The sequence below is a fragment of the Sphingobium sp. FW305-3-2-15-F-TSA7 genome (genome assembly GCF_058787155.1).
Window position 1 is genome coordinate 135,463 of sequence record NZ_JBYSZM010000001.1, and the last position, 24,611, is coordinate 160,073.

23 protein-coding genes and 2 riboswitches are annotated in these 24,611 nt (G+C 67.2%); of the genes, 20 read left to right on the forward strand and 3 right to left on the reverse strand.

The window, feature by feature from the left end; translation table 11 throughout:
* Positions 1 to 28: 28 nt before the first annotated feature.
* Positions 29 to 1,279, reverse strand: a complete 1,251-nt coding sequence (locus tag AC3WN8_RS00675) for a DUF418 domain-containing protein (RefSeq protein ID WP_492667431.1) — start codon at positions 1,277 to 1,279, stop codon at positions 29 to 31.
* Between the two features lie 74 nt (positions 1,280 to 1,353).
* Between AC3WN8_RS00675 and fdhD the strand changes: the two genes are divergently transcribed.
* Entirely contained in the window at positions 1,354 to 2,124 is a 771-nt protein-coding gene (fdhD, locus tag AC3WN8_RS00680) for a formate dehydrogenase accessory sulfurtransferase FdhD (RefSeq protein WP_492667432.1), read from the forward strand.
* A 154-nt stretch (positions 2,125 to 2,278) separates the two neighbouring features.
* Here fdhD and AC3WN8_RS00685 read toward each other — a convergent pair whose 3' ends face one another.
* Entirely contained in the window at positions 2,279 to 3,805 is a 1,527-nt protein-coding gene (locus AC3WN8_RS00685) for a lipopolysaccharide biosynthesis protein (protein WP_492667433.1), read from the reverse strand.
* Positions 3,806 to 3,880: 75 nt separating this feature from the next.
* Here AC3WN8_RS00685 and AC3WN8_RS00690 point away from each other — a divergent pair, with 75 nt between their 5' ends.
* The 4 genes from AC3WN8_RS00690 (at position 3,881) to cobO (ending at position 10,871) form a co-directional block, all read left to right on the forward strand.
* The gene (locus tag AC3WN8_RS00690) at positions 3,881 to 4,918 is read left to right on the forward strand and encodes a D-alanine--D-alanine ligase family protein (protein WP_492667434.1); all 1,038 of its coding nucleotides are present in this window, start codon (positions 3,881 to 3,883) and stop codon (positions 4,916 to 4,918) included.
* 77 nt (positions 4,919 to 4,995) lie between these two features.
* Positions 4,996 to 5,239, forward strand: a riboswitch (cobalamin riboswitch).
* 246 nt (positions 5,240 to 5,485) lie between these two features.
* Positions 5,486 to 6,532, forward strand: coding sequence for a cobalamin biosynthesis protein CobW (cobW, locus tag AC3WN8_RS00695; protein WP_492667435.1), 1,047 nt, complete (start codon positions 5,486 to 5,488; stop codon positions 6,530 to 6,532).
* Complete coding sequence (gene cobN / locus AC3WN8_RS00700; protein ID WP_492667436.1) at positions 6,532 to 10,260, forward strand: cobaltochelatase subunit CobN; 3,729 nt, start codon at positions 6,532 to 6,534, stop codon at positions 10,258 to 10,260. Before cobW ends, cobN begins: the two co-directional genes overlap by 1 nt.
* 2 nt (positions 10,261 to 10,262) lie before the next feature.
* Positions 10,263 to 10,871 (forward strand): cob(I)yrinic acid a,c-diamide adenosyltransferase, encoded by a 609-nt coding sequence (gene cobO / locus AC3WN8_RS00705; protein WP_492667437.1) that lies wholly within the window; start codon positions 10,263 to 10,265, stop codon positions 10,869 to 10,871.
* A 149-nt stretch (positions 10,872 to 11,020) separates the two neighbouring features.
* On the opposite strand, the gene AC3WN8_RS00710 is transcribed toward cobO, so the two are convergent.
* Positions 11,021 to 11,878 (reverse strand): ABC transporter substrate-binding protein, encoded by an 858-nt coding sequence (locus AC3WN8_RS00710; RefSeq protein ID WP_492667438.1) that lies wholly within the window; start codon positions 11,876 to 11,878, stop codon positions 11,021 to 11,023.
* A 56-nt stretch (positions 11,879 to 11,934) separates the two neighbouring features.
* On the opposite strand from AC3WN8_RS00710, the gene AC3WN8_RS00715 reads away from it, so the two are divergent.
* The 15 genes from AC3WN8_RS00715 to cobU all read left to right on the forward strand — a co-directional run bounded on the left by AC3WN8_RS00715 (position 11,935) and on the right by cobU (position 24,586).
* A complete protein-coding gene (locus tag AC3WN8_RS00715) occupies positions 11,935 to 12,948 on the forward strand; it encodes a FecCD family ABC transporter permease (protein WP_492667439.1) in 1,014 nt (337 codons plus the stop codon).
* Entirely contained in the window at positions 12,942 to 13,715 is a 774-nt protein-coding gene (locus tag AC3WN8_RS00720; protein WP_492667440.1) for an ABC transporter ATP-binding protein, read from the forward strand. The genes AC3WN8_RS00715 and AC3WN8_RS00720 overlap by 7 nt, the downstream gene beginning before the upstream one ends.
* Positions 13,712 to 14,404 (forward strand): phytanoyl-CoA dioxygenase family protein, encoded by a 693-nt coding sequence (locus AC3WN8_RS00725; RefSeq protein ID WP_492667441.1) that lies wholly within the window; start codon positions 13,712 to 13,714, stop codon positions 14,402 to 14,404. Before AC3WN8_RS00720 ends, AC3WN8_RS00725 begins: the two co-directional genes overlap by 4 nt.
* Positions 14,405 to 14,431: 27 nt before the next feature.
* A riboswitch (cobalamin riboswitch) is annotated at positions 14,432 to 14,625 on the forward strand.
* Positions 14,626 to 14,768: 143 nt separating this feature from the next.
* The gene (locus tag AC3WN8_RS00730; RefSeq protein ID WP_492667442.1) at positions 14,769 to 16,709 is read left to right on the forward strand and encodes a TonB-dependent receptor plug domain-containing protein; all 1,941 of its coding nucleotides are present in this window, start codon (positions 14,769 to 14,771) and stop codon (positions 16,707 to 16,709) included.
* Positions 16,709 to 17,287, forward strand: a complete 579-nt coding sequence (locus tag AC3WN8_RS00735) for a DUF7676 family protein (RefSeq protein WP_492667443.1) — start codon at positions 16,709 to 16,711, stop codon at positions 17,285 to 17,287. The genes AC3WN8_RS00730 and AC3WN8_RS00735 overlap by 1 nt, the downstream gene beginning before the upstream one ends.
* Positions 17,288 to 17,300: 13 nt before the next feature.
* Positions 17,301 to 17,861, forward strand: a complete 561-nt coding sequence (locus tag AC3WN8_RS00740) for a hypothetical protein (protein WP_492667444.1) — start codon at positions 17,301 to 17,303, stop codon at positions 17,859 to 17,861.
* Positions 17,858 to 18,016: a hypothetical protein gene (locus AC3WN8_RS00745; protein ID WP_492667445.1), complete on the forward strand. Its 159-nt coding sequence runs from the start codon at positions 17,858 to 17,860 to the stop codon at positions 18,014 to 18,016. Before AC3WN8_RS00740 ends, AC3WN8_RS00745 begins: the two co-directional genes overlap by 4 nt.
* Positions 18,001 to 18,411, forward strand: coding sequence for a DUF1636 domain-containing protein (locus tag AC3WN8_RS00750; protein WP_492667446.1), 411 nt, complete (start codon positions 18,001 to 18,003; stop codon positions 18,409 to 18,411). Before AC3WN8_RS00745 ends, AC3WN8_RS00750 begins: the two co-directional genes overlap by 16 nt.
* Entirely contained in the window at positions 18,408 to 19,424 is a 1,017-nt protein-coding gene (gene cobT / locus AC3WN8_RS00755) for a nicotinate-nucleotide--dimethylbenzimidazole phosphoribosyltransferase (RefSeq protein WP_492667447.1), read from the forward strand. The genes AC3WN8_RS00750 and cobT overlap by 4 nt, the downstream gene beginning before the upstream one ends.
* Positions 19,421 to 19,990: a histidine phosphatase family protein gene (locus AC3WN8_RS00760; protein WP_492667448.1), complete on the forward strand. Its 570-nt coding sequence runs from the start codon at positions 19,421 to 19,423 to the stop codon at positions 19,988 to 19,990. The genes cobT and AC3WN8_RS00760 overlap by 4 nt, the downstream gene beginning before the upstream one ends.
* On the forward strand, positions 19,987 to 20,706 hold the full coding sequence (locus tag AC3WN8_RS00765; RefSeq protein WP_492667449.1) for an adenosylcobinamide-GDP ribazoletransferase: 720 nt from the start codon (positions 19,987 to 19,989) through the stop codon (positions 20,704 to 20,706). The genes AC3WN8_RS00760 and AC3WN8_RS00765 overlap by 4 nt, the downstream gene beginning before the upstream one ends.
* The gene (locus AC3WN8_RS00770; RefSeq protein ID WP_492667450.1) at positions 20,703 to 21,677 is read left to right on the forward strand and encodes a threonine-phosphate decarboxylase; all 975 of its coding nucleotides are present in this window, start codon (positions 20,703 to 20,705) and stop codon (positions 21,675 to 21,677) included. The genes AC3WN8_RS00765 and AC3WN8_RS00770 overlap by 4 nt, the downstream gene beginning before the upstream one ends.
* A complete protein-coding gene (gene cbiB, locus AC3WN8_RS00775) occupies positions 21,670 to 22,608 on the forward strand; it encodes an adenosylcobinamide-phosphate synthase CbiB (RefSeq protein ID WP_492667451.1) in 939 nt (312 codons plus the stop codon). The genes AC3WN8_RS00770 and cbiB overlap by 8 nt, the downstream gene beginning before the upstream one ends.
* Positions 22,596 to 24,053, forward strand: coding sequence for a cobyric acid synthase (locus AC3WN8_RS00780; RefSeq protein ID WP_492667452.1), 1,458 nt, complete (start codon positions 22,596 to 22,598; stop codon positions 24,051 to 24,053). The genes cbiB and AC3WN8_RS00780 overlap by 13 nt, the downstream gene beginning before the upstream one ends.
* Positions 24,050 to 24,586: a bifunctional adenosylcobinamide kinase/adenosylcobinamide-phosphate guanylyltransferase gene (gene cobU, locus AC3WN8_RS00785; RefSeq protein WP_492667453.1), complete on the forward strand. Its 537-nt coding sequence runs from the start codon at positions 24,050 to 24,052 to the stop codon at positions 24,584 to 24,586. Before AC3WN8_RS00780 ends, cobU begins: the two co-directional genes overlap by 4 nt.
* Positions 24,587 to 24,611: the final 25 nt, after the last annotated feature.

The window sequence follows — 24,611 nt, forward strand, 5'->3', positions numbered from 1 at the left end:
AAATGACGTCGGCTCGCCTTGTTGCGAATCAATGGCGTCGAATCGGCTGAATCCGGCCGCGCGCCAGTGAACGCCAGAGCCATTCGAAGGGGCCATAAGCGAAACGGTCGAGCCAGGGTTTCGACCAGAGCAGCATCACCGCCCAGCCGCAGAGCACGACCAGATAGATGCTCGCGCGCGACATCTCTCCATACAGGCCCAGGCCATAGCCGTAGAAGATCGTCGTCATGACGATGCTGGTGCCGAGATAATTGGTGAAGGCGGCGCGCCCGGCCGCGGCGATCCGCGCCACGACGGCGCTGTTGCGGAAGCGGGCGAACAGCCAGAGCGCAAAGGCGGCATGACCCAGGATCAGCACGACGCGGAACGGGGTCGACCAGACCATGACGGCGTTGAAGGTGGTGACCGTGTCGAACCCGCTCGACCAGCACCACCAGCCGAGCCCGGCCATTGGCGGCAGCCCGATCAGATAGCAAAGGCGCGCCATCGTCGCATAGCGCGTGCTGCGCCATTCGCCGGTCAAAAAGCCGTTCCTGAACAGCGACATGCCGAGCAGCATCAGTCCGACCGTCTCGAAGCCGTAGAGCATGACCATCGTCAATGGCCCCAGTATCTGCGCCGGCGCGGTGCGGAAGGCGAGGATGTCGGCATAGCTGCCGGCATAGACCTGCAGTTCCCGGCTGATTGCCCAGCTTCCTGGCTGGCCGAGCGCGACGATCGCATCATTATAGGATTGGACGAGATGGGCGGCGGCGCCCGGCTGGATCGCGGTGGCTTTCATATGCACGAACGACAGTGCGATCATCGCCCAGACCACGAAATTGATGACGATCGACAGGATCGCGCCCGTTCTGAGTTTGGCAGCGCTCATGTCGTGGAATGCGTAGATGACCAGTCCACACACGGCGTAGAGGATCAATATGTCCCCGCTCCACACCAGATAGGAATGGGCGATGCCGAACAGCAGCAGCCAGGCCATGCGGCTGTAATGGACCTTGATCGAGCTCTCTGCCTTGGCCTCCGCCCGGTCGATCACCAGCAATGTGCTCGCGCCGAACAGCAATGTGAACAGGCCGCGCATCTTGCCGTCGACCAGCAGCAAATTGACGAACCAGATGCCGAGATCGGCGGTGTCGGTACCGCCCCATGCCAGCGGATTGATATAGGCCTGGGACGGCATGGCGAACATCACGATGTTCATGAGCAAAATGCCCATCACCGCGAGTCCGCGCATGGCATCGAGCGTCAGATGGCGCGTCGCGCCGGTGGTTTCGGTCATGATGTCTCTTTGGCGCGGACCTTCGCCGACGGCAACGCCTTGCCGATGCCGGCACTTTGCGCGACGGTGCCGGGATGACGCAGGACAGGCGACACTTCACCCGGATCGGTGCCGACGGGACGCAAGAAGCGATTGCGCGTGCGGTCGCCGAGGAACGGCCGCTGGCGATCGAGTTCAACGGCATCGGTTATGCGGTGATGATGGCGACGCCCGCCGACCTCGACGATTTCATCCATGGTTTCGCATCGTCGGAACGGCTGATCGACAGCGCTGCCGATATTCTCGATGTGGATACGCACGACGCGACGACGGGAACGATCCTGCGCGCGCAGCTCGTGCCGGATCGCGCCGGGCGCGTGATCGAACGGGTGCGGCACCGTGTGTCCGAATCGTCATGCGGGCTGTGCGGCATCGAGAATCTCGAACAGGCGCTGCGCCCTTTGCCCAGGGTTCAGGGAAAGCCCCCGGCATCGAAATCGGTGTTCGCCGCATTGTCGGCGCTGGGTGCGCATCAGGCGCTCAATCGCGCGACCGGCGCGGTCCATGGCGCGGCCTTGTGTGCGGCCGACGGCACGATCCGCGTGGTGCGCGAGGATGTCGGCCGGCACAATGCGTTCGACAAGCTGATCGGCGCGATGCTGCGCGGCGGGCTGGGCTGGGACGACGGTTTCGCGCTGCTCACCGCGCGCTGTTCCTACGAACTGGTCGAAAAGGCGGTGCTTGCCGGTTGTCCGGCGCTCGTCACCATCTCGGCACCGACCAGCCTGGCGCTCGATCGCGCGCAGGAAGCCGGGCTGGCACTGATCGGCCTGGCGCGGTCGGATAATTATCTGCTGGCGGGGTGAGGGGGCTTGAGGCTGTCGTTATCAACTGGATCTGCCATCCTCACCGTTCGGGCTGAGCCTGTCGAAGCCCTGCCTTTTCTGAAGGCGATGTAAAAGAAGGCAGGACTTCGACAGGCTCAGTCCAAACGGGTTACCTCGCGATCTGACCTCGCCCCTAGATCAGCCGCAATGCCCGTCCGGTTCCGCCCAGCGTCGCGCGATCGGCATGGGGCAGGGCGAAGCGGCACGAGAGCCAGATCGATCCAAGCATGATCAGCGTAACGCCGGCGATATCGGCACCGTCGGGCAGGACGCGCGCCGCGGCGAAGGCGAGTGCGAGGCCGGGCAGCGACAGCGCGATGGCGCGGATTGCAACGCGGACGAAGGGCCGCTCGAACGGATGGATCGCGTCGTAGCGGTGGAGCTGGAGCAGCGGCACCACCGCCGAGACGATGAAACCCAGGCTTACCGCCACCGCCATGCCGGTCAGGCCGAAGCGCGTGACGAGCGGTGCGCCGACCATCGCGGCGGCGGCAAGCCCGATCGCGCTGGCGACGAGCTGCGCACGATAGCCGCCAATCACTTGCTGCACAGGCACTGCGGCGCCGAACACCGCCTCTGCCATGCGTGCGAGCACCAGCACGACGAGCGCCGCGTGCGCGGCATCGGCGCCGCGGCCGAACAGGCCCAGTATCGCATCGCCGCCCGCCGCCATCACCAGCCCCAATGGCACGACCAGCGCAAAGGCGAGCCGTGTTGCAAAGGCGTAGAGCGGCTGTACTTCGGCCTTGCCGCCGCGCGACGCGGCGGAAGCGAGCGGCGCCAGCACATAGGCGAATGCGGTGCGGACGAGCTGGACGATGCTCGAGACCTTGCGCGCGATCGTATAGAGCGCCGCGCTTGTCGCGCCGGCGGCACCGGGCAGGATCGCGTTGAGCAGGATCGGCGGTGCGTCGCCGAACAGCCGCGCGACCATATTGGCGGGCAATGCAGCGAGACCCGCGCGCAATGTGGCGCCAGCCATCGGGCCACCGCGCGGTATGCGGAAGAAAAGGCGCAGGTCGTAATAGCGCGAGAGTAGCCGGACGCTTAGCAGGCAGGTGACCGCCAGCGAGATCAGGTGCGCCGTGAACAGCGACAGGATCGTCGGGCTGACCATCCAGAAGCCGGCGGCGAGCACGAGGCGGATCGCCTGTTCCCAGAACAGCCGTAGGCGGATCTCGGCGCCGAACACGCGGCGCGCGCGCAACCCCGATGTCGCGATCTCGACAAAGGCCCAGAGCGGCAGCGCCCAGGCAAAGAGGCGGATCGCTTCGGCGACGCGCCCGGCATCGCCGGCGGCGACGTTGAGCAAAGGTGCGATCTGCGCGGCGCCCAGCGATGCGGCCAGTGCGAGGATCAGGCAGGGGGTAACCCCGATCACCAGCGCGGCACGCAGCGCCGCGACCGCTTCGGCCTCATCCTTCGCCTGGGGCACGACGCGCTGGAGGGAAGAGGTCATGCCGAGATCGGCGATATTCTCGATCAGGTTCACCGCGGCCCAGAGCACCGCATAGAGTCCGAAGCTCGCCAGTCCGAACAGCCAGACATAGACGGGCTGGGCGACGACATCGATCACCCCGCCCAGCCGGGCGAGCAATGTCGTGCCGAGGCCCTTGGCGACGTCTCGGCTGGTGATCGTTTCGGGGGCGTCGCCGCTCATCGCGCCGGTTGCTCACCATTTGGGGTGGCTTGTCAACGTGCCTATTCTCTATTAAATAGATTGAAAAGGTGTAGCATGCCCCATCCCAAGCTTCTTTCGATCTCCGACGCCGACAAGGCGCGGCTCCGCATCCTCTTCCTCGCCAAACATGCGCTGGCCGGCGGCGTGCCCGACGCCGAGGACGGCACGCATGCGGTCTATCATCACGAGATGCTGACGACCTTGCGCGAGATCGGCCTCAACGTGACGCCGGCCAACAGCTATCAGGACCTCTTCGAGCGGCCCGACGCCGATTATGTGGTGACCTTGCTCAATCGCGGCGGCTTCGTGAACAGCGAGATGCTGGGGCCGTTGCTGCTGCGCCGGCTGGACCTGCCCTTCCTCGGCGCTTCGCCGATCCTGCGCGGCCTGTCCGACGACAAGCATCTGATGAAATCGGTCGCCGAGCGGCGCGGCGTGCCCGTCACGCCCTGGGCGATCATACGCCAGGGGCAGGGCGGGGTGAGCGAGCCCGATTTCACCTGGGAACGGCTGGTGGTGAAGCCCAATGCCTCGTCGGCAAGCTGGGGCGTCAAGATCATCGACAATTGGGCCGAGGCGCGCGCCCATGCCGAAGGCATATTGGCGTCCGGCCATGACGTGATCATCGAGCCCTATGCGCCGCTGATCGATCTGGCCGTGCCTGTCGTCGGCGCCAACGGCCCATGGCTGCTGCCGAGCTTCGGCTATTATCCGACCGCGCGTCCCGGCGAAGTCCGCTCCTATGAAGAGAAGCGCAATCTGGTCGTCACCGCCGACGATCCGCTGGAACCCGTCGAGGACAAGGATCTGGTCGCGCGGCTGGAAGGGCATGTCCGCGCGCTGCTGCCCGAACTCTGGCCCTTCGATTATGGCCGCTTCGAATTCCGCTACGATCCCGCAACCGGTGAGTTGCGTTTCATGGAAGTGAATCTGTCCTGCAATCTCTGGTCGCGTAAGACGATCAGCCGTTCGGCGCGCTCGATCGGGGTCAGCCATGCCGAGCTGGTCGAAACCATCGTCGCGCACAGCCTGGAGCGGCAGGGGCTGATCCCCGCCGCGCGTTCCGTGGGGCTGGCGACGCGCGTGGCGTGATCGCGGACTCGCATTGAGCGATTGGTTCGCGCGATGATTTCGCCTATGGCCGCGTTCGAGAGGCGGGCGATGTCCGCATCTCGAAAGATCGCGCCGGTGCCCGAAAGGGCTTAATTCGGGAACACGGTGAGGATGAGCGATCATCCGAATCCGGGGCTGTCCCTGCAACTGTAAGCGGCGAGCGCGATGCACAGGTGCCCACCCCCCGATGACGGGGCGGGTGCAGCCACTGGATCGAACGCGGATGCGTGGGATCTGGGAAGGCCGTGCATCAAGCTTTGACCCGCGAGCCAGGAGACCTGCCAGCGCACCGGTCGCTCTTGCCTTGATCCAGGGGATGGTCTCGGCACGGTAACTCTCCGTCTGAGCGACGAACCGTGCGGCTGGGGCTGCATCGGTGCGTGGTAACGGGTGCTTCCGGCACCCGCCCGTCGTCGCGCGCCGACCGATGCTGAGCGTCGGCAAGCCCCGCCACCGATTTGCTCAGGTGTCGGGGGAGTGCCCCATGAAGACCATCGCCTTTGTTTCCCCATGCCCGCTGTCCGTCGCCAAAGCGGGAGAGCGTGCGTGAGCAAGATCCCGACAACCGTCGTCACCGGATTTCTGGGCGCCGGAAAGACCACGCTCATCCGGCACCTGCTGCAGAACGCCAAGGGGCGCAGGCTGGCCCTGATCGTCAACGAGTTCGGCGATGTCGGTGTCGACGGCGAACTGCTCAAGGGCTGCAATGACGAGGCCTGCCCCGAGGACGATATCGTCGAGCTTGCCAATGGCTGCATCTGCTGCACCGTCGCCGACGATTTCCTGCCGACGATGCTCAAGCTGCTCGACCGGCCCAACCCGCCCGAACATATCATCATCGAAACCTCGGGCCTGGCATTGCCCAAGCCGCTGGTGAAGGCGTTTCAATGGCCCGATATCCGCACGCGCGCGACGGTGGATGGCGTGATCGCATTGATCGACGCCGATGCGGTTGCGGCGGGGCGGTTCGCGACCGACGAGGCCGCGCTGGCGCTCGCGCGCGCCGCGGATCCCACGCTCGACCACGACAGTCCGCTCGAGGAACTGTATGAGGATCAGCTCGCCTGCGCCGATCTCGTCATCCTCAACAAGGCCGATCTCGTCGACGGCGATGGCCTGGCGCGTATCGAGGCCGACATATCCGGTGACACGCGCGATGGCGTGAAGATCGTTCGCGCTTCGCACGGCGCGGTCGATGCCGGCGTGCTGCTCGGCCTGTTCGCCGGCGCCGAGGACGATCTCGCGGCGCGGCCCTCGCATCACGACAGCGAAGACGATCATGACCATGACGATTTCGACAGCTTCGTCGTCAGGGGCGGCGAGATCGCCGGCGTCGAACCGCTGCTCGCGACGATGACCATGCTGATCGCCGATCACGACATATTGCGGATCAAGGGCATGATCGCGATCGAGGGGCGTCCCGCGCGGCTGGTGATCCAGGCCGTGGGGCCGCGGATCCAGCATTATTTCGACCGCGCCTGGACGGCGGTGGAAACCCCTGCCTCGCAACTGGTCGTGATCGGCCGGAAGGGGCTCGACCAGGCGAATATCGAAGCCGCGCTCGGCGGCGTGCTGGGCGCCGGCATGCGCTGATGCATTTGCTGGCCGCCACCCCGGGAACGGTTTCCAACGGCGACGAGGCGATCGATCTTGCCCAGTCGCCGGGGGACATCATATTCCTGACGGTGGCGGACAGCGAGCTTGCCTGTTTCTCGAAGGCGGTGGCGACGCTGGGCGATGGCGCGCCGTCGATCCGGCTCGCCAATCTCCTCCAGCTCAGGCATCCCTATTCGGTCGACCTCTATGTCGAGACAGTGATCGCCAAGGCGCGCTTCGTCTGCGTCGTCCTGCTCGGTGGCAAGGCCTATTGGCCCTATGGCGTCGACGAGATCGCGCGTGTCTCGCGCGAGAACGGCATCGCCTTCGCCGCGATCGCCGACGGCCGCGAACCCGATCCCGCGCTCGATGCCGCATCGACCGTGCCGCAGGCGGTCAGCGACCGGCTGCGCGACTATCTGCGCCAGGGCGGCGTCGCCAATGCGGTCGGCTTCCTGCGTCACGCCGCGCGATTGATCGGCGCGGATATCGGCGTGCCCGACGATCCCATCCCCGTCGTCGATGCGGGGCTCTATCTGCCCGGGATCGACCGGCCGACGCTGAACGATCTGCGCCGGCGCTGGACCGATGGCCGACCGGTCGCGCTATTGTGTTTCTACCGCGCATTGATGGTGGCGGGCACGCTCGATGCGGTCGATGCGCTGGTCGCCGCACTGGAGGCGCGCGGCCTCAATGTCGCCGCCGTCCATGTCCGCGCGTTGCGCGAACCCTTTGCGATCGACTGGCTGCGTGGGGTGATTGCCGAGATCGCGCCCGACATCATTCTGAACGCGACATCCTTCGCCGCGTCCTCGCCCGGCGAATCCCGCGTGCCCGGCGTGCTCGAGAGCGCCGATTGCCCGATCCTCCAGACGGTGTTCGCCGGGGTCGAGCAGGTGGCGTGGCAGGACAGTCCGCGCGGTCTTGGCCCCCGCGATCTCGCGATGAATGTGGCGCTGCCCGAAGTGGACGGGCGCCTGTTCACGCGTGCCGTCGCGTTCAAGGCGGCCGCGCATTTCGACGCGCGCACCGAATGCGGAATCGTCGTGCCCAGGGTGGCGCCCGACCGCGTCGCATTCGTCGCCGATCTCGCCGCGAACTGGGCGCGGCTCCGCCGCACGCGCGCGGCCGATCGCCGAATTGCGCTGGTCCTTGCCAATTATCCCAATCGCGACGGCCGGATCGGCAATGGCGTCGGCCTCGATACGCCGGCCAGCGCCGCGGCGATCCTCGCTGCGCTCGGCGATGCGGGCTATTCGATCGGCACCGCACCGCGCGACGGCGCGGCGCTGATGGCGATCATGCTGGCCGGGGTGACCAATGCCGGCCAATCGATCGCGCGACCGGGCGAAGTGTCGCTGCCGATGCCTGCCTATCGCGCCGCGTTCGACGCAATGCCCGAACCCGTTCGCGCCGCCGTCATCGAACGATGGGGGTTTCCAGACACCGATCCGTTCGTGCGTGACGGTGCATTCCAGCTCCCGGTCCACCGTTTCGGCAACATCGTCGTCGCGGTGCAGCCGGCGCGCGGTTACAATATCGATCCCAAGGCCAGCTATCACGATCCGGCGCTGGTGCCGCCGCACGCCTATCTTGCCTTCCACATCTGGCTGAACCGCGATTTCGGCGCGCATGCGGTGGTCCATGTCGGCAAGCACGGCAATCTCGAATGGCTGCCCGGCAAGGCGCTCGCGCTTTCGGAGACCTGCTTTCCCGAGATATGCGCGGGGCCGGTGCCCCAGCTCTATCCGTTCATCGTCAACGATCCGGGGGAGGGCACCCAGGCCAAGCGCCGGATCGGTGCTGCGATCATCGACCATCTGACCCCGCCGCTGACCCGCGCCGAAAGCTATGGTCCGCTGAAAGCGCTGGAGGCGCTGGTCGACGAATATTATCTCGCCGCGGGCATGGATCCGCGCCGGATCGCGCATTTGAAGGGCGAGATCCTGAACCTTGCCCGTGCCCAGGGGCTCGATGCGGACGCCGGTGCGGTCGGCGATGGCGACGACGCGCTGGCCGCGCTCGACAATTATCTCTGCGAATTGAAGGAAATGCAGATCCGCGACGGGCTGCACATCTTCACGCGCTCGCCTGAAGGGCGGCTGCGCACCGATCTGCTGGTCGCATTGTCGCGGACGCCGCGCGGGTACGACAATCCGGGCCAGGCCTCGTTGTTGCGCGCCATGGTCGATGATCTCGGCCTCGATTTCGATCCGCTGGACTGCAGGATGGGCGATGCATGGGCGGGGCCGCGCCCACCGGTGCTGGCCGATCTCTCCGCCGATCCATGGCGGACGCTGGGCGATACGATCGAGCGGCTGGAGTTGTTGGCGACGCAGCTTGTCTCCACGTTCCCCAGCCCCGACGGGATTGGGGAGCGGACCACTCAAGTCTTGGTGGCGATCGGCAATGATCTGGCCCTGCGGGTCGATGCCTGTGGCGCAGCGGAGAAAGCATCGCTTCTGGCCGGACTCGATGGTCGTTTCATCCTGCCCGGCCCGTCCGGCGCGCCGACGCGCGGCCGCCCCGACGTGTTGCCCACCGGCCGCAATTTCTACTCGGTCGACACCCGTTCGGTGCCGACCGCGACCGCCTGGGAACTTGGGCAGCGCTCGGCGCAATTGCTGGTCGACGATTATCTCCAGCGCGAGGGCGACTATCCCAAAGCGATGGCGCTTTCCGCCTGGGGCACCGCGAACATGCGCACGGGGGGCGACGATATCGCGCAGGCGCTCGCGCTGATGGGCGTGCGGCCGCGCTGGGACTGGACGTCGGGGCGCGTGATCGGGTTCGAGGTGATGAAGGTCGCCGAACTCCGCCGGCCGCGCGTCGATGTGACCTTCCGCGTCTCCGGCTTTTTCCGCGACGCCTTTCCCGAACAGATCGACTTGCTCGACTCCGCTGCGCGCGCGGTGATGGCGCTCGACGAACCGGCCGAGGACAATCCGGCGGCTGCACGCTATCGCGTCGAAACCGCGCGGCTGGTCGACAGCGGCAGTGCCCCCAGGGATGCGGCGCTGCGCGCGGGCTATCGGGTCTTCGGTTCGAAGCCCGGCGCCTATGGCGCGGGGCTCCAGGCGATGATCGACGAGAAAATCTGGCACGACCGTGCCGACCTCGCCAATGTCTATCTCGACTGGGGCAGCTATGCCTATGGCGCGGGTGTCGAGGGCGATGCCGAACGCGAGCTGTTCGCCGAACGCCTGACCCAGACCGATGCGGTGGTGCAGAACCAGGACAATCGCGAACACGACCTGCTCGACAGCGACGATTATTACCAGTTCGAAGGCGGTATCGCCTCCGCCGTCGAGCATCTGTCGGGCAAGCGGCCGCGCGCCTATCACAACGACCATAGCCGCCCCGAACGCCCGGTGATCCGCACGCTGGAGGACGAGATCGGCCGCGTCGTCCGTGCCCGTGTCACCAATCCCAAATGGATCGCGGGCGTCATGCGCCACGGTTACAAGGGCGCGTTCGAGATCGCCGCCTCGGTCGATTATCTCTTCGCCTTCGCCGCGACCACCCATGCGGTGCGCGATCATCATTTCGACGCCGTCCACGCCGCCTTTATCGAGGACGAGGCGGTGCGCGCCTTCATGGCCCAGGTCAATCCGGCGGCGCTGCGCGAAACCGCCGCGCGCCTGGCCGAGGCGCTGGAGCGTGGCCTGTGGAAACCCCGATCGAACAGCGCGGGCATCCTGCTCGCCGAACTTGCAGGAGCATGACGATGGCAGAGCGCACCGAGGAACGCCACACCGAGAAGATGAAGAAGAAGCAGGCGGCGCATGACAGGATCGTAGCCGCCAAGACGATCGAGAAGGGGCTGCTGATCGTCCATACCGGCAAGGGCAAGGGCAAGACCACCGCCGCGCTCGGCATGGTCGTGCGCGCGATCGGCCATGGCAAGAAAGTCGGCGTCGTCCAGTTCGTGAAGGGCGCGATGGCTACCGGCGAAAAGCTGGTGTTCGACGCTTTTCCGGACAGTGTCGAGTTCAAGCCGATGGGCGAAGGCTTCACCTGGGACACGCAGGATCGCGCCCGCGACATCGCGGTGGCGCGCATAGCCTGGGAGGAAGTGAAGCGGATGATCGCAGATCCGTCCTACGACATGGTGCTGGCCGACGAACTCAATATCGTACTGCGCTACAATTATCTGCCGCTTGATGAAGTGCTCTCGGTACTCGGCGCGAAGCCGGAGATGACGCATGTCGTGGTGACCGGCCGCAACGCGCCCGACGCGCTGATCGGGATCGCCGATCTCGTCACCGAGATGACGCTGATCAAGCACCCCTTCCGCGAACAGGGCGTGAAGGCCCAGGCCGGGATCGAGTTTTAGCCGTGTCGCGTGATCTGGAATTTGATCGATCAAACGTCAAACGCTCGTCATTGCGAGCGCAGCGAAGCAATCCAGGGTGGCACGGAGACCCTGGATTGCCGCGGGGCTTCGCCCCTCGCAATGACGATCCAGTTTTGTCGGATACCACTCTACCGCCGATGCGCCGCGATCTGCTGCGTCAGGCTGCGCACCGCGTCGACATAAGCGGGGCTGCCGCACACCGTCCACGCCTGGGGGATGCTCAGCCTGGGAATGTCCTTCAGCGCGGGATGATGCAGCATCTCCGTGCCCTGATCGGTCATCCGGTCGGTCGCGCTCTCGACGATCAGGTAATCGGGCTGTGCCGCGACCATCTCCTCGAGCGACAATTGCGAGAGCGCGGGCTTGTCGAGCCGGGCGGCCAGGTTGGTGAGGCCGATGCGCGTCATCACATCGTCGATCAGCGTGCCGGTCCCCGTCATATAGCCGCGCCGTTGATAATAGGCCGCGACGCCCGCAGCCTTCGTCCTGGGCAGCGCGGCCAGTTCGCGGTTCATGCGCGCGATCAGCGCCTCGCCGCGCTCGACATGGCCGACTGCCGCCGCCACCTCGCGGATCTGCGCGACGATGTCGGCGTAGCTGGCGGCCGATTTGAGATCGAGCACGGTGTAGCCGTGCTGCGCCACCGCCGCGAGCATGCTGCCGCGCTTCGCCGGAATGCCGATGATCAGATCGGGATCGAGGACGAGCAGTTCCTCCGCCGACGTGCCCATGATGTTCAGCCCCGCCGCCTTGGCCGCCGCCGCCGACATGTCGGGGTCGTCGGCATTGCGGGTGAGGCCGGCGATCTGGTCGCGATCGGCGAGTTCGAGCAGATATTGATCGGCGCAGAGATTGAGCGACACGATCCGCTGCGGGCGTTTCGCGGGTGCGCGGTCCGGCATGGCCCATGCCATCGCGGCGGCCGACGCCGCGGCGACGATGGCGGAAAGGCCGAGAAGGGCGGGGCGGGAAGCGAGGCGCGGCATGGGGCCGCACGCCTTATCAGCATGATCGCCGGGCACAAGCGCGCGGGTGAACGGTCATGGTGACGACCACATCGCGCCTCGTTCCGCCGCGATCGATGCTGGTCGCCGGGCTGATCGCGCTGATCCTGCTCGCCGCGACGGCGTCGCTGATGCTGGGCGCGGTATCGCTCGCGCCGGCACGGATCTTCGCCGCGCTTGCCGGGCGGGGCGATCCGATCGCGACCGCGATCCTGTTCGATCTGCGCATGCCGCGAACCATATTGGGTCTGGCGGTCGGCACGATGCTCGGGCTCGCCGGCGCCGCCTTGCAGGGCTATCTGCGCAATCCGCTCGCCGAACCGTCGGTGCTCGGCGCGTCGAACGCGGCGGCGCTGGGCGCGGTCTGCGCCATCTATTTCGGGCTGGCCGAACTCCATCCCGTCATGCTGCCGCTGCTGGCGATCGTCACCGGCCTGGCGGCGCTGGCGCTGCTGTTCGTGCTGGCGGGTCGATCGGAAAGCCCGCTGACCCTGATCCTGGCCGGGATCGCGGTCGCGACGCTCGCCTCTGCGGCGATCAGCCTGTCGCTCAATCTTTCGCCCAATCCCTTCGCCGCGATGGAGATCATGGCGTGGCTGATGGGGTCGATCGAGAACCGGTCCTTCCATCACGTCTGGGTGGCGCTGCCCTGCATTACGGTCGGCGCCGCGCTGCTGCTCGCGGATGGCCGCGCGCTCGATGCGCTGACCCTGGGCGAAGACGGTGCCCGTGCCCTGGGGGCGGACCTGCGGATTACGCGCCTGCGCCTGCTGCTGGGCGTCGCGATCGGGGTCGGTGGCGCGGTCGCCGTGTCCGGATCGATCGGCTTTGTCGGGCTGATCGTGCCGCATCTGATCCGTCCGCTGACCGACCGCAGCCCCTCCGCGATCCTGCTGCCTTCCGCGCTCGGCGGCGCGGCGCTGCTGACGCTGGCCGATATCGGCGTGCGGCTGATCCCGTCCAACGTCGAACTGAAGCTGGGCGTGGTGACCGCCTTTCTCGGCGTGCCCGTCTTCCTTGTCTATCTCATGCGGGAGCGCCGCTTATGGTGACCCTTTCCCTCGATGCGGTGAGTGTCCGGCTCGGCCGCCGGCTGGCGGTGGACGCGGTCTCCGCCACGCTCGGCGCGGGCACGCTTGTCGGCATTATCGGGCCGAACGGCGCCGGAAAATCGAGCCTGTTGCGCGCGATGCTCGGGCTTGTCCCGCTGGCATCGGGTTCGGCGACGCTGGATGGCGAGCCCGTGTCGGCGATGGCGCGCGGCGCGATCGCGCGCAAACTCGCCTATCTGCCGCAGGGCCAGTTGCTACACTGGCCGCTGACGGTGGAGCGACTCGTCGCCCTCGGCCGCCTGCCGCATCTGGCGCCGATGTCCGCCATGTCGCCGGCCGATACCAATGCCGTCGAACGCGCGATCGAACGCGCGGACGTCGCCGGGCTGCGCGGCCGGGTGGTGACCGAATTGTCGGGCGGCGAACGCGCGCGCGTGCTGCTGGCGCGGACGCTGGCGGTGGAGGCGCCCGCGCTGTTGGCGGACGAGCCGCTCGCCTCGCTCGATCCGGGGCATCAGATCGACGTCATGGCGCTGCTCCAAGGTGAGGCGTGCGCCGGGGCGTTGGTGGTGACGGTGCTCCACGATCTCACCATGGCGGGGCGTTATTGCGATCGCCTGCTGTTGATGGATCGCGGCGTGCTGGTCGCCGACGGTGCGCCGCTCGACGTGCTGACCGCCGAACGCCTGCGCCGCGTCTACGGCATCAGCGCGATGATCGACCCGCCGATGATCGTGCCCATCGCCCGTTCGCTGGAGCCGCTATGACCGATGATCTCTTCGCCGCGCAGGGTTTTTGCGCCGTTCCGCTGTTCGATCCGGAAACCGTCCGCGCGGCGCGCGACGATATCGCCGAACAGGTCGATCGCGTCGCGCGTGCGCTCTACATGCCGTTCGAACACAGCCTGCCCGATGTGCCGCTGGGCGACAGGCTCGATCGCATCGCGGCGGCCGAGCGGTCCTATGCCAATCTGCTGCGCGTCGCGATCTGTACCGATGCGCATCGCGGGCCGCGCCTTGCCGCGCTGGCCGGCAGCCCCATGCTTCTCGATACCGCCGCGCGGCTCGCGGACCGGCCGATCGCTGGATCGGTCATGCGCGTCCGCGCCAGCATCGCGGCGTTTCCCGAGCATCGTCATGACTGGCATTCGGATGTCGCGATCGATGACGGGACGAGTTGCGGCCGCGTCCGCATCACCGCGTGGATGCCATTGAGCGATGCCGGCCCGGGCAATGGCGGGCTGGATGTCGTACCCGGCAGACGATCCACGCCTTTCCTGCATCGGCGCGACGATGGCTTCGCTATCCCTGAAGAGACGCTTGCCGGCCTGCCGCGTGTCCAGCCCGATTGTCCTGCGGGCACCGTGCTGTTCCTCGACCGCTTCACCCCGCACCGCACGCTGCCGGTGGTGGGCGCCGCGCGCTTCGCGCTTGTCATCTGGTTCAAGGCGGGATGAGCGTTGACGCACCGCAGCATCGGACTTAATGCCGGACCCGCGAAAGGTTCCCCGGGGACGGGGATGAAAAGGGAACGGGGTTCGAGACCCCGGCTGCCCCTGCAACTGTGAGCGGCGAGCCATCGGGCCATATGCCATTGGGATCCCCAGGATCCTGAGAAGGCGGCACGAACCGGCATTGACCCGCAAGCCAGGAGACCTGCCCGTCGCGGTCGTCTTTCGCGCGGACAGGGTGTGCCGAGCGGACGGGGGTAAACCCGAGCGACGACATGCACGGACCGCGTTTTCGCGGGGGTCGATGCATGCCCGTTCGGCAGCATGACTCCGCTTGAGCGCGGCCCATTTGTCCGGGGTACGCCGCTCAATGTTGAAGTCCATTTCGTTTCTCCCGCTATTGCTCTCGACCGCCGCCTATGCGCAGGATGAGGCTCCATCCCCCATCGACGAGGGCGGCGAGGCAATCGTCGTCACCGCGACGCGCCTTCCCGTCACCGCCGATCAGGTGCCGGCATCGCTGACCGTGATCGACAAGGCCGCGATCGACGCATCGCAGGCGGTGATCGTCTCCGACCTGCTGGTGCGGACACCCGGCATCACGATCACGCGCAATGGCGGCTATGGCACGTCGACCGGCGTCCGTATTCGTGGCGCCGACAGCGACCAGACCGTGGTGGTGATCGACGGCGTCAAGTTGAACGATCCGTCGTCGACGGGCGGCGGCTATAATTTCGCCAACCTCATGATCGGCGATACTGCGCGCATCGAGATATTGCGTGGGCCGCAGTCGATCCTGTGGGGCAGCCAGGCGATCGGCGGCGTCGTCAACATCGTGACCGCCTTGCCCGACCGTCCGCTCGAAGCGAGCTTCGATATCGAGGCGGGCTCGCGCGAGACGGTGAGCGCACGTGCCGGCATCGGCGGCAGCATCGGGCCCGTGCGGTTCCGCGTCGCCGGCTTCAATTTCGTCACCGACGGCATCAGCGCGCTGTCGCCACGCGTCGGCGCGACCGAGCGCGACGGCTATCGCAATCGTGGCGGCAATGCCCGACTCAATATCGATCTCGGCGACGGCGCGATGATCGATCTGCGCGGCCTCTACTCGACGGGGCGCGTCGATATCGACGCCACCACCGCCGATACGCCCGCCTATAATCTCAGCGAGGAAGCGTTCGGCTATGCCGGCATCGTCGTGCCGCTGTTCGGCGGCAGGCTGGTCAACCGCTTCGCCGTCTCCGCGACCCAGACCGATCGCGACGGCTTCGATCCGCGCCGCGCCCGGCCGCGCAATCTCGACAGCACCGGCTGGGCGAAGCGCTACGAATATCAGGGCACCGCGACGATCGCCGAGGGCTGGCAGGCGAGCTTCGGGGTGGAGCGCGAGGATACGCGCTTCCGCAACTATGCGACGATCCCGGCCAGCCCCACCGCCGCGATCCCGGCGCCGATCCGCGCGCGTGCGCGGCTCGACAGCGTCTATGCCCAGCTTTCGGCCCGGATCGTGGCGCCGCTGACGGTTAATGCCGGCATCCGCCACGACGATCATGACCGCTTCGGCGGCAACACCGTGTTCGGCGGCGGTGCCGTGCTGTCGCTGTTCGACGATATGACGCTTGTCCGGGCGAGCTATGGCGAAGGCTTCAAGGCGCCGACGCTGTATCAACTCGGCAGCCAGTACGGGAATGCCGCGCTGCGCCCCGAAACCTCCAAGGGCTGGGAAGCGGGGATCGAGCAGCGCCTGTTCGATCGCGCGCTCACGCTGTCGGCCACATATTTCGATCGCAGCGCACGCGACCTGATCGTCTTCTACAGCTGTTCGGGCGTACCCAAGGGGCTTTGCCTCCAGCCCGGCTCCACCACGATCGGCCGGCTCGGCTATTACGACAATGTCACGCGCACCCAGAGCCGTGGGATCGAGCTTGGCGGTGCGCTCGATCTGGACGGGCTTTCGCTCGCCGCCAATTATAGCTGGATCGATGCGGAGAACCGTTCGCCCGGCGCGCTGTTCGGCAAGGCGCTGCGCCGGCTGCCTGCGCATACCGCCAATGCCGAAGCCAGCTATCGCTGGGATTTCGGCCTGTCGCTGGGTGCGGCGGTGCGCTGGTCGGGCGACGCGTTCGAGAATGAAGCCAACAGCGTGGTGCTGCGCGACTATACGCTGGTCGACCTGCGCGCATCGATGCGGTTGACCGACAGTTTCGAGATCTATGGCCGCGTCGAGAATCTGTTCGACAGATATTACGAGACCGCGCTCAACTATAATTCGCTCGGCCGATCGATCCATGCCGGCATCCGGGGGCGCTTCTGATGGACGCGCTCGCCCCCCATGCCCCGATCGAGAAGCGCGTCGCGACGGTGGATGGCCGCACCGAGGAGGTCTGGCCGCTCGCGCGCGACGAGCAATTCCTGTTCGCGCTCTACACCGAACTGTTCGACGATCATTGGGACAAGCTGACCTGGGGGCCGTTGATCCCTGGGGCGGCCTATGAACTCAAATGCCCGGGCAAGCCCGACCGCATCTCGTTGTCGGCGGGCGGCTATCTGACCATCCATTGGGGCGCCAGGGGGCATTTCCATCTCTGCCTCGCCGCCAAGAGTACGAGCGATCCGGTGCTTGCGGTGCGCAGGAGCCCCGGCCGCGTCGAGCTCTATCGGCGCCTCGATGCCGAGGGGCATCCGATCTCCTGGGGTATCCGCATGTTCAACGGGCATGACGAGCCGCAGATCACGATCTTCCTGCCCAATCCATTCCTGAAACCCGAGGACCGCGTCGCCGACACGCCCGACTGGGATCGGCTGGCTTTGTGGGACGATCTGTTTCCGCGCCTGACCGGGACCGCCACCGACGGGCGGGACCGGCTGGGCAAGGGCTATGCGAAAAACTGAGCGGAGAATGACGATGACGATCAATACCGAAAGTCGCATATCGCAGCGCGGCGCCTCCACGATCTGGATCATGCTGCTGACCGTGGCGAGCACCGTGACGACGCTCGTCCTGTCCTGCGCGACGCCGTTTCCCGCGCTCGCCGCGCTCGCCGCCGTTCATATGCATCGCCGCGACGGCATGACGCTGATGGGGCTCGCCTGGCTCGCCAGCCAGCTCACCGGCTTCCTGATCCTGGGTTATGAGATGAAGGAGACCACGACGGGCTGGGCGATCGGCCTGGCGGTCGCCGCGCTGGGCTCGGCCGCCGCCGCCTATGCCGCGCTCGATCGCCTGGGTGGCCGATCCACCGCGCTGCGGCTGGCCATGGCCTATGGCGTGGGCTTCGTCGCCTTCAAGCTGGTGATCCTGGCCTTCTCCTTCTGGCTGGGCGGCGTGGCGACGACGCTCGATCCGGATATCCTCGCGCGCCAGTTCCTGCGCAACGGTGCGATCCTGATCGGCCTGTTCGCGCTGTATCACGGCCTTGTCGCGCTGGGCGTGCCCGCCGCGCGCGGTCGGGCCGCCGCCGCATGACCCGTCATGTGCCCGACGCGGCGTTGCTGCGCCGGGCCGCCGCGCTGGAGGCGGAGAATGACCGTCTCCGGCATGTGGTCGAAACGCTGCGGTCCGATCGGCAGACGGCGCACGATCTGGTGCGCCAGGAGGTGAAACGATGCTCCGGCGTGTAGAGGACGGGCCGGCTGTGGTCGCCTGCAGCACCTGCCGCCACGCACGCGACGCGCGTGAGGATGGCGAGGGGCGGCGCGGCGGCGCGCGTTTGGCTGAAGCGTTGCGTGCGGTGAAGGCGTCCGATCCTCGTTATGACGGGATCGCGGTGCAGGACATGCCGTGCCTGTTCGCATGCGGCGATTTCTGCACCGTCCATCTCCGCGCACCCGACAAGGTCGGTTATGTCATGGGCCGCTTTACGCCCGATGAGGATGCCGCCCGCGCCATCCTCGACTATGCCGTTCATTACGCCGAAAGCGATCACGGCCGGGTGCCGTTCGCGTCATGGCCGCAGGGGGTGAAGGGCCATTTCATCACGCGGACGCCGCCCGCCGGCTTCGTGGTGGCGGAATGACCGGTTTCGCGACAGTCGCGGCGTTCGAAGCCGCGCTGGGCGCGCTGCCCGGCAGCGATGGCGATGCGGTTGCGGCGGCGCGCGACCGTCAGGCGCAATTGACCAAGCCCGCCGGTTCGCTCGGCCGGCTGGAGGATATCGCGATCTTCCTCGCCGGCTGGCAGGGACGGGCGCTGCCCGCGATCGATCGCGCGCGTGTCGCGATCTTCGCGGGCAATCATGGCGTCACCGTGCATGGCGTCAGCGCCTTTCCGCCGGAAGTGACCGTCCAGATGGTCGCCAATTTCGAGGCGGGCGGGGCGGCGATCAATGCGCTCGCATCAGCCGCCGGGCTGGAACTGAAGGTGGTCGCGCTCGATCTCGACCGACCGACCGCCGATTTCACCACCGCGCCGGCGATGACCGAGCTGGAGTGCTTTGCCGCGCTGTCGGCGGGCGCCGCGATGGTCGAAGCCGGGCTGGACCTGCTCGTCGTCGGTGAGATGGGGATCGGCAATTCGACCGCAGCGGCCGCACTATGCGCCCGATCGCTCGGCGGTTCGGCCGCAGACTGGGTTGGGCCGGGGACCGGTGTCGACACCGCCGGCATCGCGCGCAAAATTGCCGTCGTCGAACGTGCAATCGCATTCCATCGCGATGCGCCGAACACGCCGTTCGAAACATTGCGACGGCTGGGCGGACGCGAGATCGCCGCGATTGCCGGCGCGGTCGTGGCGGCGCGGCATCTGCGCGTGCCGGTCGTCCTCGATGGCTTCATCAGTTGCGCCGCGCTGGCGCCGATCGTTGCGACATGCCCCGCGATCACCGATCATTGCATGGCTGGGCATCGCTCGGCGGAACCGGGCCATGCCCGGCTGCTCGACAGGATGGGGCTCGATCCCCTGCTCGCGCTCGACATGCGGCTCGGCGAAGGCAGTGGTGCGGCGGTCGCCGTTGCGGTGATCCGCTCCGCCCTTGCCGCGCATAATGACATGGCGACATTTGTCGAAGCGGGGGTGTCGGACGCGGGATGAGCGGCTTTCTGCTCCATCTTCTCCGCCATGGCGCGCCCGAGACGACCGGGCGGATGATGGGGCGCACCGATAGTCCGCCGACGCCTGACGGCATCGCCGCATGCGTCGATCAGGCGGGCATGCTCGCGGTCGACACGCTCATCGCCTCCGATCTTTCGCGTGCGCAGCTTGCGGGCGAAGCGCTGGGGGAGGCGCTGGCCTTGCCGCTCGTCATCGATCCGCGCTGGCGCGAACTCGATTTCGGGGACTGGGACGGCAAGGCGGCAAGCGAGATCGACCAGACCGCTTTCGGCCGTTTCTGGGACGATCCGGACGCCAATCCACCACCGGGCGGCGAGCGCTGGTCGGCGCTGGTGTCGCGCGTGTCCGCCGCGATCGACACGCTGCTGGCGCGCGATACGCTGGTGGTCAGCCATGGCGGCGCAATGCGCGCGGCGCTCGCCGTGCTGTGCGGGTTCGATCAGCGCCAGATCTGGGCATTCGACCTGCCTTATGCGTCGTTGCTGTCGCTGCAGGTCTGGCCGGGCGAGCGGCGCTCCGCCCAGATCGTCGGACTCTGGCCGTGAAGGGCTTCATCCTCGCCCTGCAATTCCTGACGCGGCTGCCGACGCCGCGCATCGATGCGGACGAAGCGGCGTTCGCAGCGTCGATGCGCTGGTTTCCCGCGGTCGGTGTCGTGGTCGGCGCTCTGGTCGCGGGCGCGGCCTGGGCGGGGAACCTGGTCGATCCCTGGATCGGCGCGCTGCTGGCGCTCGCCACCTGGGTGGCGGTGACCGGTGCGCTCCATCTCGACGGCCTGTCCGATCTCGCCGATGCGAGCGGCGCGATGCACAAGGATCGCGAAAAACTGCTGGCCGTGCTTGCCGATCCGCATGTCGGCAGCTTCGGCGTGGTCGCGATCGTCCTGCAACTGATCGCCAAGCTGATCCTGCTCCACGCACTGGTCGATGCGCGCCTGCTGTTGCCCTTGATCCTGCTGCCCTTCGCAGCGCGGATCGGGCCGCTTGCCTGGACTTTGTGGCTGCCGCCGCTTCATCAGGGGCTTGCCGCGCGCTTCCGGTCGGCGGTGCGGCCGATCGACCTGATCCTCTGGTCGCTCATGCTGAGCGGCGCGGTATGGATGGTGCCCGCCTTGCTGATCGCGCCGTTGCTGATCGCCGGATGGACATGGCGGATCCGCTGGACGTTGGGTGGAATCTCGGGCGACGGGCATGGCGCGGGCATCGAGCTTGTCGAGACGGGATTGCTGTTGGCGGTGCTGATCGCGACCCGCATCGCATGACCGGCCGCTGGACCTTTCATGGCGGCCGGATGAGCGAAGCGCGCGCGGCCTATGGCGATGCGGCCGAGCCATGGCTCGATCTTTCGACCGGGATCAATCCCCATGGCTGGCCGGGCGCAAACGGCCTGACGATCGATTGGCGCGCCTTGCCCGACCCGCATCGGCTGATCGAGCTGGAGGCCGTTGCCGCCGCCTGGTTCGGCGTGGATCCCGCTTATGTCTGTGCCGTGCCCGGCACCGAGATCGGCCTGAGATTGCTCGGCGACCTGTTGCCCGGGGATGCGGCTTATGTCGCGCCCGGTTATCGGACGCATGGTGAGATGTTCGCCGACAGCGCGGAAATCCCATTCGAGGCGCTCGATACGCGATCGGCGGCGCATATGATCGTCGCCAATCCGAACAATCCGGACGGCAGGATCGTCTCGGCCGATATACTCGACCGGCTGTCGGCCGGCGCGCGCTGGCTCGTCGTCGACGAAGCCTTTGCCGATACGTCGCCCGACATCAGCGTCGCCTGCCTGGTCGCCGACGATCGGCGGCTCGTCATTTTCCGCTCGTTCGGTAAATTCTTCGGTCTGGCGGGGGTCCGGCTGGGTTTCGTCCTGGGGCCCCGGTCGCTGATCGGACGTTTCCGGGCAAAACTCGGCAGCTGGCCGATCTCGACGGGCGCGCTCGATATCGGCATCGCGGCCTATCGCGATCTGGATTGGGCGGGGGCTATGCGGCAGCGGCTGATCGACGATGCGGCGGCGCTCGATGCCATGCTGGCCGCCCATGGCCTGGTCGCGCGGGGCCACTGTCCCTTGTTCCGCCTGATCGAAACCGATGCGGCGGCGGCTTTGTTCGACCGGCTGGCGCGTCGCGCCATCCTGACGCGGCCATTCGACTATGACCCGCATTGGCTCCGCATCGGCCTGCCCGGCAGCGATGCCGCGCTCGATCGACTGGATCGGGCGCTGCGCCATGGCTGAGCCGGTCGCGCTGGTGGCGCTGACGGTCGAGGCAGCGATCGGCTGGCCGCAGCCGCTCTATCGGCGGATCGGCCATCCCGTCGGTCTCTTCGCACGCATCATCACCGGCGCGGAGAGCCGCTGGAACCAGCCATGGCGGGGTCAGAGATTTCGCCGGGCGATGGGAATCGTGACGGTCGGGCTGTTGCTGCTGATCGCGGGCGGTGTGGGCGCGGGGCTGCACACTCTCCTGCTCGCCGCGTTCGGACCCTGGGGCTGGTGGGCAATCGCGCTGCTTGCGGCACCCGGTCTCGCGCAGCGCAGCCTTTACGATCATGTCCGGCCGGTCGCGACGGCGCTCGACGCCGGCGACCTGCCCGGTGCGCGGAACGCGGTCGGCATGATCGTCGGGCGGGATACCGTCGAACTCGACGAAGGCGGCGTTGCGCGCGCCGCGATCGAAAGCCTCGCCGAGAGCTTTTGCGACGGCGTCGTCGCGCCGCTGTTCTGGCTGCTGTTGCTCGGCCTGCCCGGCATCTGGGCCTATAAGGCGATCAACACCGCCGACAGCCTGATCGGCCATCGCGAGGAGCGCTGGCGCGCCTTTGGTTGGGCGGCGGCGCGCACCGACGATCTGATGAACCTGATCCCCGCCAGGATCGCGGGCATGCTCGTCTGCCTGGGCGGTGGCGGCGGCTGGCGCATGATGCTGCGCGATGCGGGCAAACATGCCTCCCCCAATGCCGGCTGGCCCGAAGCCGCGATGGCGGGGGCGCTCGGCATCGGGCTTGCAGGGCCGATCGCTTATGATGGCGTGGTCCATGACAAGCACTGGATCGGCGAGGGTGCACGCGCTGCCGGTGCCGATGATATCCGCCGCGCGCTCGCCATCTATATCCGCGCTTGCCTGTGCCTCTGGGCCATCGCAGGAGGTGTCGCATGGCTGCTGTGATGTTCCAGGGAACCGGCTCCGACGTCGGCAAGTCGGTGCTCGTCGCCGGGGTCTGCCGCGCGCTCGCCAATCGTGGGCTACGGGTTCGCCCGTTCAAGCCGCAGAACATGTCGAACAACGCCGCGGTGACGACCGATGGCGGCGAGATCGGGCGGGCACAGGCGCTACAGGCGATCGCGTCGCGCGTTCCGCCGCACACCGACATGAACCCCGTGCTGCTGAAACCGCAAGCCGATCACAGCTCGCAGCTGATCGTCCACGGCAAGGTTCGCGGCATTCTGGGGGCGGGCAATTTCCGCGAAGCGCGCGGCGCGCTGCTTTCCGAAGTGCTCGAAAGCTATCACCGGCTGCGGGCCGAATGCGATATCATCATGGTCGAAGGGGCGGGGTCGCCCGCCGAGATCAACCTGCGCGCGGGCGACATCGCCAATATGGGCTTTGCGCGCGCGGCCGGCGTTCCGGTCGTGCTGATCGGCGATATCGACCGTGGCGGCGTGATCGCGGCGATCGTCGGCACCAGGGCGGTGATCGATCCGGCCGACGCCGCGATGATCCGGGGCTTCATCATCAACAAGTTTCGCGGCGATCCGGCCTTGTTCGAGGACGGTTATCGCCAGATCGAGATGCTGTCCGGCTGGCGCGGCTTCGGTGTGGTGCCGTGGCTGTCCGCCACCGCACGCCTGCCCAGCGAGGATGCGGTGATACTCGAAAAGGCGACGTCGCGCGTCGAGGGGCGCAAACGCATTGCCTGCCCGATCCTGCCGCGCATCTCGAATTTCGACGATCTCGATCCGCTCAAGCTCGAACCCGATGTCGAACTGGTCATGGTGCCGCCGGGTCAGCCGATCCCCGCCGATGCCGCGCTGATCGTTCTACCGGGATCGAAGGCGACGATCGCAGATCTTGCCGCATTGCGCGCCGAAGGCTGGGATATCGACATCCGCGCGCATCATCGCCGCGGCGGCGCGATTCTGGGCCTGTGCGGCGGCTATCAGATGCTCGGCAAGCGGATCGCCGACCCCGATGGGCTGGAAGGGCCGCCGGGGTCGATCGACGGCCTGGGCCTGCTCGATGTCGAAACCGTCCTGGCGGGGGCCAAGACGCTGCGTTCGGTGACGGGCCAAGCGCTTGGCGCACGGTTCGAGGGGTATGAGATGCATATGGGCGAGACACAGGGGCCGGACACCGCACACCCCTTCGCCATCTTCGACGATGGCCGGCGTGACGGCGCGATCGGCAGCGACGGGACGGTGCTGGGCAGCTATGTCCATGGGCTGTTATCGGATGCGGATCAGCGCCGCGCGCTGCTGGGGAGGATCGGTGTCGAAGGCGGCGGCCGCGATTATCGCGCCTCGATCGACGCGGCGCTCGACGAAATTGCCGACGCGCTGGAACATCATCTGGATATCGACGCGCTGATCGCGCTTTCCGGTGCAGGCGCATGACCGCACGGACGCTGTTCGTGCTGGGTGGCGCGCGATCGGGCAAGAGCCGCTACGCACAGGCGCGGGCGGAGGCGATGCCGGGCGACCTGGTGTTCGTCGCCACTGCGCAGGCGTTCGACGACGAGATGAAGGATCGCATCGATCGCCATCGCGCCGATCGCGGCGGCCGCTGGCGGACGGTCGAGGCGCCGCTCGACCTGGCGGCGGCGATCGCGGCGGAGACCGGGCCGGAAGCGGTCCTGCTCGTCGATTGTCTGACGCTCTGGGCGTCGAATCTGATGCTCGCCGATCGCGACATCTCCGCTGAGACGCAGGGGCTGGTACAAGCGATCGCGGCGGCACGCGGGCCGATCATATTGGTCTCGAACGAGGTCGGGTTGGGCATCGTGCCCGACAATGTCCTGGCGCGGCGATTTCGGGATGTCGCCGGTACGATCAACCAGGCCATCGCTGCCTGTGTCGGCGAAGCGGTGCTGATGGTGGCCGGACTGCCGATGGTGCTGAAGGCGCCGGCGCGAACCGGTAAGGAATAACCGCACTCCTTCCGGTCTTCCGCGA

Coding starts and splice junctions, on each gene's coding strand:
- AC3WN8_RS00675 (WP_492667431.1), bottom strand. CDS start 1,279: ATGACCGAAACCACCGGCGCGACGCGCCATCTGACGCTCGATGCCATG.
- fdhD (WP_492667432.1), top strand. CDS start 1,354: ATGACGCAGGACAGGCGACACTTCACCCGGATCGGTGCCGACGGGACG.
- AC3WN8_RS00685 (WP_492667433.1), bottom strand. CDS start 3,805: ATGAGCGGCGACGCCCCCGAAACGATCACCAGCCGAGACGTCGCCAAG.
- AC3WN8_RS00690 (WP_492667434.1), top strand. CDS start 3,881: ATGCCCCATCCCAAGCTTCTTTCGATCTCCGACGCCGACAAGGCGCGG.
- cobN (WP_492667436.1), top strand. CDS start 6,532: ATGCATTTGCTGGCCGCCACCCCGGGAACGGTTTCCAACGGCGACGAG.
- cobO (WP_492667437.1), top strand. CDS start 10,263: ATGGCAGAGCGCACCGAGGAACGCCACACCGAGAAGATGAAGAAGAAG.
- AC3WN8_RS00710 (WP_492667438.1), bottom strand. CDS start 11,878: ATGCCGCGCCTCGCTTCCCGCCCCGCCCTTCTCGGCCTTTCCGCCATC.
- AC3WN8_RS00715 (WP_492667439.1), top strand. CDS start 11,935: ATGGTGACGACCACATCGCGCCTCGTTCCGCCGCGATCGATGCTGGTC.
- AC3WN8_RS00720 (WP_492667440.1), top strand. CDS start 12,942: ATGGTGACCCTTTCCCTCGATGCGGTGAGTGTCCGGCTCGGCCGCCGG.
- AC3WN8_RS00725 (WP_492667441.1), top strand. CDS start 13,712: ATGACCGATGATCTCTTCGCCGCGCAGGGTTTTTGCGCCGTTCCGCTG.
- AC3WN8_RS00730 (WP_492667442.1), top strand. CDS start 14,769: ATGTTGAAGTCCATTTCGTTTCTCCCGCTATTGCTCTCGACCGCCGCC.
- AC3WN8_RS00735 (WP_492667443.1), top strand. CDS start 16,709: ATGGACGCGCTCGCCCCCCATGCCCCGATCGAGAAGCGCGTCGCGACG.
- AC3WN8_RS00740 (WP_492667444.1), top strand. CDS start 17,301: ATGACGATCAATACCGAAAGTCGCATATCGCAGCGCGGCGCCTCCACG.
- AC3WN8_RS00745 (WP_492667445.1), top strand. CDS start 17,858: ATGACCCGTCATGTGCCCGACGCGGCGTTGCTGCGCCGGGCCGCCGCG.
- AC3WN8_RS00750 (WP_492667446.1), top strand. CDS start 18,001: ATGCTCCGGCGTGTAGAGGACGGGCCGGCTGTGGTCGCCTGCAGCACC.
- cobT (WP_492667447.1), top strand. CDS start 18,408: ATGACCGGTTTCGCGACAGTCGCGGCGTTCGAAGCCGCGCTGGGCGCG.
- AC3WN8_RS00760 (WP_492667448.1), top strand. CDS start 19,421: ATGAGCGGCTTTCTGCTCCATCTTCTCCGCCATGGCGCGCCCGAGACG.
- AC3WN8_RS00770 (WP_492667450.1), top strand. CDS start 20,703: ATGACCGGCCGCTGGACCTTTCATGGCGGCCGGATGAGCGAAGCGCGC.
- cbiB (WP_492667451.1), top strand. CDS start 21,670: ATGGCTGAGCCGGTCGCGCTGGTGGCGCTGACGGTCGAGGCAGCGATC.
- AC3WN8_RS00780 (WP_492667452.1), top strand. CDS start 22,596: ATGGCTGCTGTGATGTTCCAGGGAACCGGCTCCGACGTCGGCAAGTCG.
- cobU (WP_492667453.1), top strand. CDS start 24,050: ATGACCGCACGGACGCTGTTCGTGCTGGGTGGCGCGCGATCGGGCAAG.